Below are 6,000 nucleotides of genomic sequence, written 5' to 3'. Positions count from 1 at the left end.
CTTCTCATAAACGTGTTCTGTGTCCCCGTTTGGAAGTTTCTTAGTCTCTACGAAGCGGTAGCCTGGGATATCTTTCTTCGGTTGTTCGCCGTCTTCGCTTGGATAACCTGGAATTTCATTCCCTTCCTTATCCTTATGACTGGTCTTAACCTTCTCATAAACGTGGACCACATTGCCTTTTTCATCAACCTTAGTTTCAACAATTTTATATCCTGGAATATCTTTCTTAGGTTGCGAACCATCTTCACTTGGTGCTAGGATATTTCCTTTAGTATCAACAAATGAAGTATTCGGACGTACAGTAGGGATGTATTTAGCTGTAATTGGGGTTCCATTCTTATCAACACGTTTAACTGTTACTCCAGTTGCTCGACCTACAAATTCTGGCTCTGGTGTGAAAGTAACTTTTCCAGCTTCATCAATAGTATATGTACCCTCACCTGGTACCTTCTTCTCTGTTGTACCATCGTCAAAGGTCGGCTTAACTGTTTCATCAATTTCTACCGGAATTTCTTTACCATTGATTGTTACTTTTCCGCCTTCAAATGTTGGTGTTCCTGATTGAGGTTGTCCTTTCGGACCTTCTGATTCAGAATCTTTTGAAGTAGGTGTAACCGGGATAACAACTGGGGTATACTTAGCTGTAATTGGGGTTCCATTCTTATCAACACGCTTAACAGTCACACCTGTTGCTTGACCTGTAAATGTCTTCTCGGGAGTAAAGGTTACTTTTCCAGTTTCATCAATAGTATATGTACCTTCACCTGGAATTGTCTTCTCTGTTGTACCATCATCAAACGTTGGTTTGACTGTTTCATCAATTTCAACAGTTTTCTCAATACCATTAACTTTGACTTTTCCACCTTCAAATGTTGGTGTTCCTGATTGAGTTGCACCCTGAACATCTGTTGTAACAACATCCGAACTTGTTGGAGTTGCTGGTTTAACAACTGGAGTGTATTTAGCTTTTACAGGAGTTCCATTCTCATCTACACGTTGAACTTCTACGCCTGTTCCTTTTCCAGTAAATTGTGGTTCTGGCTTAAATTCTACCATACCATTATTTACAGTATAAGTTCCTTCGCCTGGAATGACAATTGGTTGATCTGTTGGTTTTCCTGTTTTTGGATCAATAAGTTCAAGACCCTTGGTTTCATCAATAGGAACAATTTTTTCCACTCCATTAACAGTAACCCTACCACCTAGGAATGTAGGCACTCCTTTTTGAGTTGCACCTTGAATGTCTTCTGTAACAGCATCAGTAGCTGTTGGAATTGCTGTCTTAACAACTGGAGTGTAGCTTGCTGTAACGGGGGTTCCATTCTTATCTTCACGTAAAACTTCAACGCCTGATGCTTGACCTGTAAAGGTTTTTTCAGGAACAAAGGTTACTGTTCCGTCCGGTGCTACAGTATAAGTACCTTCACCCGGAATAGTGATAGAATCCACAACATTTCCAGTTTTAGGATCAATCAATTTAGCTGGAACAGTGTCATTCATCTCAACAGTAACTTCTTTTCCATTGACAACTGCAGTTCCACCTTGGAATTCTGGTTTTCCAGTTTGAGTTGCACCTTGAACATCTTCAGAAGTCGCAGGAACTCCAATAGGATTTACTGGGATAATTTGTGGCGTGTAAGTTGTCGTCACTTTAGTTCCGTTTTCATCTTCTGCTTGCACAGTTGCTGGAGTAACCTTACCAGAATACAATTTATCCGTTGGACTAAAGGTTACCTTTCCAGTTGTTGGATCAATAGAGAATGTACCAATTTCAGTAGTCCCATCTTCAGCATAAGCTGGAGTTGTCTGACCTGCAGGAACTTCATTTCCTTCTTTATCAAGAAGTTTTACTGAACCTTGTTTAATTGGTGCAATTGCATCACCTTGAACAAATGTAGGGGTGCCTGTTTGTGTTGCTCCTTGAATATTTTCAGAAGTTGCTGGAGTTGCTGTTGGTGTAACTGGCGTAATCAATGGTGTGTAAGTTGTTTCAACCGAAATACCATTTTTATCTTTAGCCTGTACACGCACAGGTTGAACTTCACCACTATAAGTCTTATCAGTTGGGGTAAAGACTGCAACGGCTTGTCCACCAACTGTTTTCAGAGTATATGTACCAATAACATTTCCACTAGGGTCTTTAGCTGGAACAGATGTTGCTGGAGTTCCGGTTTCATCTAAAAGAGTGAAAGTAGCTGGGTCAATATCTACAGTCACCTGTTTACCATCCAGTGTAGTCGTGCCACCATTGAATGTTACTGTACTTTCTTGAGTTGCTCCTTGGACATCAACTGACTTAGCAGGTTCTGCTGTTGGAGTAACACCTACAATATGTGGAGTATAAGTTGTCTTAACTTTTGTACCATTCTCATCTTCAGCCTGAACTGTTGCAGGTTGGACTTTACCTTTGTAAGTCTTATCGGTTGGACTGAATGTTACAGTATTTGAAGTTGGGTCAATTGTATATTCCCCTACTTTGTTACCATTCTCATCCAAAGCATCTACTGAAGCTCCAGGTGCTACCGGAGTACCATTCTTATCAAGAAGAACAGCTGAGTTCGGCTTGATTGGAGCAACAGAGTGTCCTTCTTTGAATGCTACCGTTCCTGTTTGAGTAGCACCTTGGATACCAGTTGATTCTGCAGGAGTTGCTGTTGGAGTAACTGGGGTAACAGTTGGAGTATAAGTTGCTGTCGCTGTAGCGGTAATAGGTTTTCCACCTTTATCTTGACCAAGAGTTGCTGTTAATGATACAGTCACTGGGGTTGCTGTACCTGTGAATGTTTTCAACGGAACAAATGTCACAACACCAGTTTCATTATTAATTGTGTATGTTCCTTGACCATCAATTTTTACTTGGTCAACTAACTTACCAGTGGTAGGATCTACCAACTTAGCAGGTGAAGTAGCACTTGGTGCCACAGGTGAGCCATCACCAACAGATGTAAAGGTTGGAGTACCTGTTTGAGTCGCTCCTTGAACATCTGTGGATGTTACATTATGACCTTCAATCGTGTCTGTTACTGTGATGTGGTAAGTTGTTGTAGCGGTTGATGAGCCAGCCCCATGATCCACACCAGATTCAGTTCCACCTATTGTAGCATCTGTTGTGTAATTGCCATTACTATCAATAACGTCAACTGTTACTGTATAGACTCCCACTTCACTCAATGTATAACCACTAGCAAGATTATAGTTGTTTGCATCTTGTTTAGTGTCATAAACCTTCTGAACTCCTGAAGGAGATGTTACTGTAATACGAGTAATGTAAGTTGTTTTTCCGTACTTAGTATCTTCTGCATCAGAGATTGTCACTGCAGCTTTTGCTTCATTACGGAGATCTACCGCAGTTCCTTTAGTAGAAGTATAATCTTGTGAGCTTGCTGTTGGTTTCGTATTGACAACAGTCGCAACATCTGAGTTAGTTGCGATTGTTCCTCTAATGATTCCACCAAATCCTGATTTAGTATGAACTTCCCATGAATCATCACCCAACTTTTTAGCAGTAACTTCTGTTCCATCTGATGATGTCCATGTGTTTGAATATTTGTCAAAAGTAATAGTTACTGACATACCATCGCCAGCTTGGTTAGTATTTTGAGAAACATATTCCGTCATTGGACGATCAGGAGTAGTTACACTTGTTACATTTCCATCTTTATCAAGTTGACGAGTATATTCGTAAATGAAGAATTTCATACCGCCATCTAGTTTCGTTTCAGTGTATACTTGGCGTTTCGTCCAAGTTGTAGTCCCATCTCCATTTGCTGTTTTCACTTCAGCATAGTCAGCAGGAAGCTCCCAGTGACCAGATGTACTATTTAAAACTGCAGTGTGTTTTTGCCCATCGGTTCCATTCAATTCAACTTGATCACGTAAGAAAGTTCCCTTAACATTTTCAGCTGATGCTTCTACTTTGATATTATCAACACCAACTTTTGCAGTTGCTTCTGACGTGACTGGAATATTAAAGACGGTATTTGAATCTACAGCACCTAGTTCTTGATTTTCAGTAACCGCAGTATTGGTTGAACCACTATCTACAAGCCATTTACCATTAACGGCTTTCAAGTTTGTTACAGTTCCATCTGGCATTGTAACCTTAGCACTTGTAGCACCTTTCGAGATTTTAACAGGAACTGTTTTTGAATAGGTTTCAACGTTTTGAACTTCAACTTTAGGCTTAACAACTACAGTAATAGAACCGTGCGCCTCTTGACCTGACTGATTCCATGTCGTATTATTAGATAATTTATCATAATCTTTAGCAAATACTGAAACGGTATAGATACCTGCCTCTGTCACCTTACCTCCAATGACAGCATTACCCATGTTGGTTCCAGCAGCTTTTTGCTCTTCAGCAGTACTGTTCGTTACAGTATAGTTGGTACCAGGAATCAACACTTTAGAATCATCTAATTCTGCTCCTATAGTGTTGTAGCCTGAGACACCTGTGACTGCTTTAGAAGAATTTTGGCGAACTTTAACTACTTTACCTTCAGCAGTTGTATAGTCATAGTTTCCTGCTGAATTGCCAGGTATCGCACTAGCTCCCGAAGAATCATGAAAACGAAGATTGATATTCGCATCATCACCAACAGTTCTATCATAACGAGCTGAATCTGACTGAATTGTAGGAGGTGTGCTATCTTGCCAACCTACCCAACCAGCACGTAGATTCTGAATTTGGAAGGTGACAGTCCGCCCATCTGTATTCGTTGCAGTAATATTAAATCGTAAGTCATACACTCCATTTTCAATACCAGCAACTACTTTACCTTGAATGGTATCTGTCGCCTCATCATAAGTAACACCTGGTACAAGGTTAGTTGGTGTTACAGAGGTAAGACTCCAACCAGCTTGCTTAGCTTTTTCTGTAACTGCAATACGATCTTTCAAACCTTTAATATAAACTCTGTCAACTCCTTGTTCATACCCATAGCCATAAATTTCTGTAGCTAGGTATTCATAACCACCGTTGGCAGAGTATATCGATGTTGCAGCGTTTGAAATTCTTGACCCATCCGCACGGAGTTTGTTTCTCCAAAGAGGGGCTTCTTCTGCTAATTTTTTAGCGGCATCAGGGGTTAATGGATAGTCTACACGTCCTTTGTTGTTATGACCAGTTTTTCCACCCTGTTCTGTATGCATCCCATTTCCAGCATTTGTATCATTACCAACCCGCTGATTAGAATAGACTTCTATCTCTAACCCTGTAGCATCCGTACCTTTAATTAATTTAATTTCTTGTACTGGAATTGTATAGGTATCTTTACCAGTATGATTTGCAGCGTTTGTTTCCGATGCATGAGTTGTGTTAGAACCCTCTTCGGCATAGAAATCTTGAGCAGCCAAAGCGACTCCAAAGTTTCCATCTTTTCCGATTCCTGCTTTTTTTAGCTCATTATATACTGCAAGAATTGACTCGTTCAAACGTGACAATTGTTCATTGCCTTGTTTAGCTGTAACGCTATCCGTAGCTAACACTTTTTTAGCTTCCGCAATAACTTCCTTATTGTGTGCTACCGCTGCTTCGATAGCCTCTTTGTAGTCGTCTTCAAGTTTATGTTTACGAATCGCTTCATTCGCAAGAACGTTTGTTACTTCCGCTTCTGACGTCACTTGTTTTAGAACTTTTTCAACCTCTTTGGCTGGTGAAACTGGCTCTTCTTTTTGAACAGATTTTTCTGCAGCTTCTGCTGATTTTGCAACTTCAGCAGATTCAGAAACTACTGTAATTAGTTCCTCAACTTTAGCAAGTTCAGCATTTATTTCTTCTTGCTTAGCAGATTCATTTGCGATAATTGCTTTTGAAGACTTTAACTGTTCACGAGCAGTCGACAAAGCTAACTGATCTGCTCTCGTAGCTGATTTAACTTTTTCTTCCAGTTCTGCAACTTTTTTAACTAAGACTGCTTTATCAACCGGTTTAACTTCTGCCACTTTTTCTTCTTTAGTAGCTTTAGTTGATACCGATTCCTGACTAGATTCTGGACTCTG

General features: G+C 40.2%; 1 protein-coding gene. It reads right to left on the bottom strand.

Annotated elements, in window-relative coordinates; genetic code table 11:
* A partial coding sequence (locus ADI74_RS09915) for a YSIRK signal domain/LPXTG anchor domain surface protein (RefSeq protein ID WP_239682825.1) occupies positions 1 to 5,943 on the bottom strand: 5,943 nt, incomplete at its 3' end.
* Between the last annotated feature and the right edge of the window lie 57 nt (positions 5,944 to 6,000).

Source organism: Streptococcus pseudopneumoniae (genome assembly GCF_001074565.1).
GTDB lineage: Bacteria > Bacillota > Bacilli > Lactobacillales > Streptococcaceae > Streptococcus > Streptococcus pseudopneumoniae_J.
The sequence above is the reverse complement of the archived record's forward strand: the minus strand, read 5'-3'. Positions and strand labels throughout refer to the sequence as shown.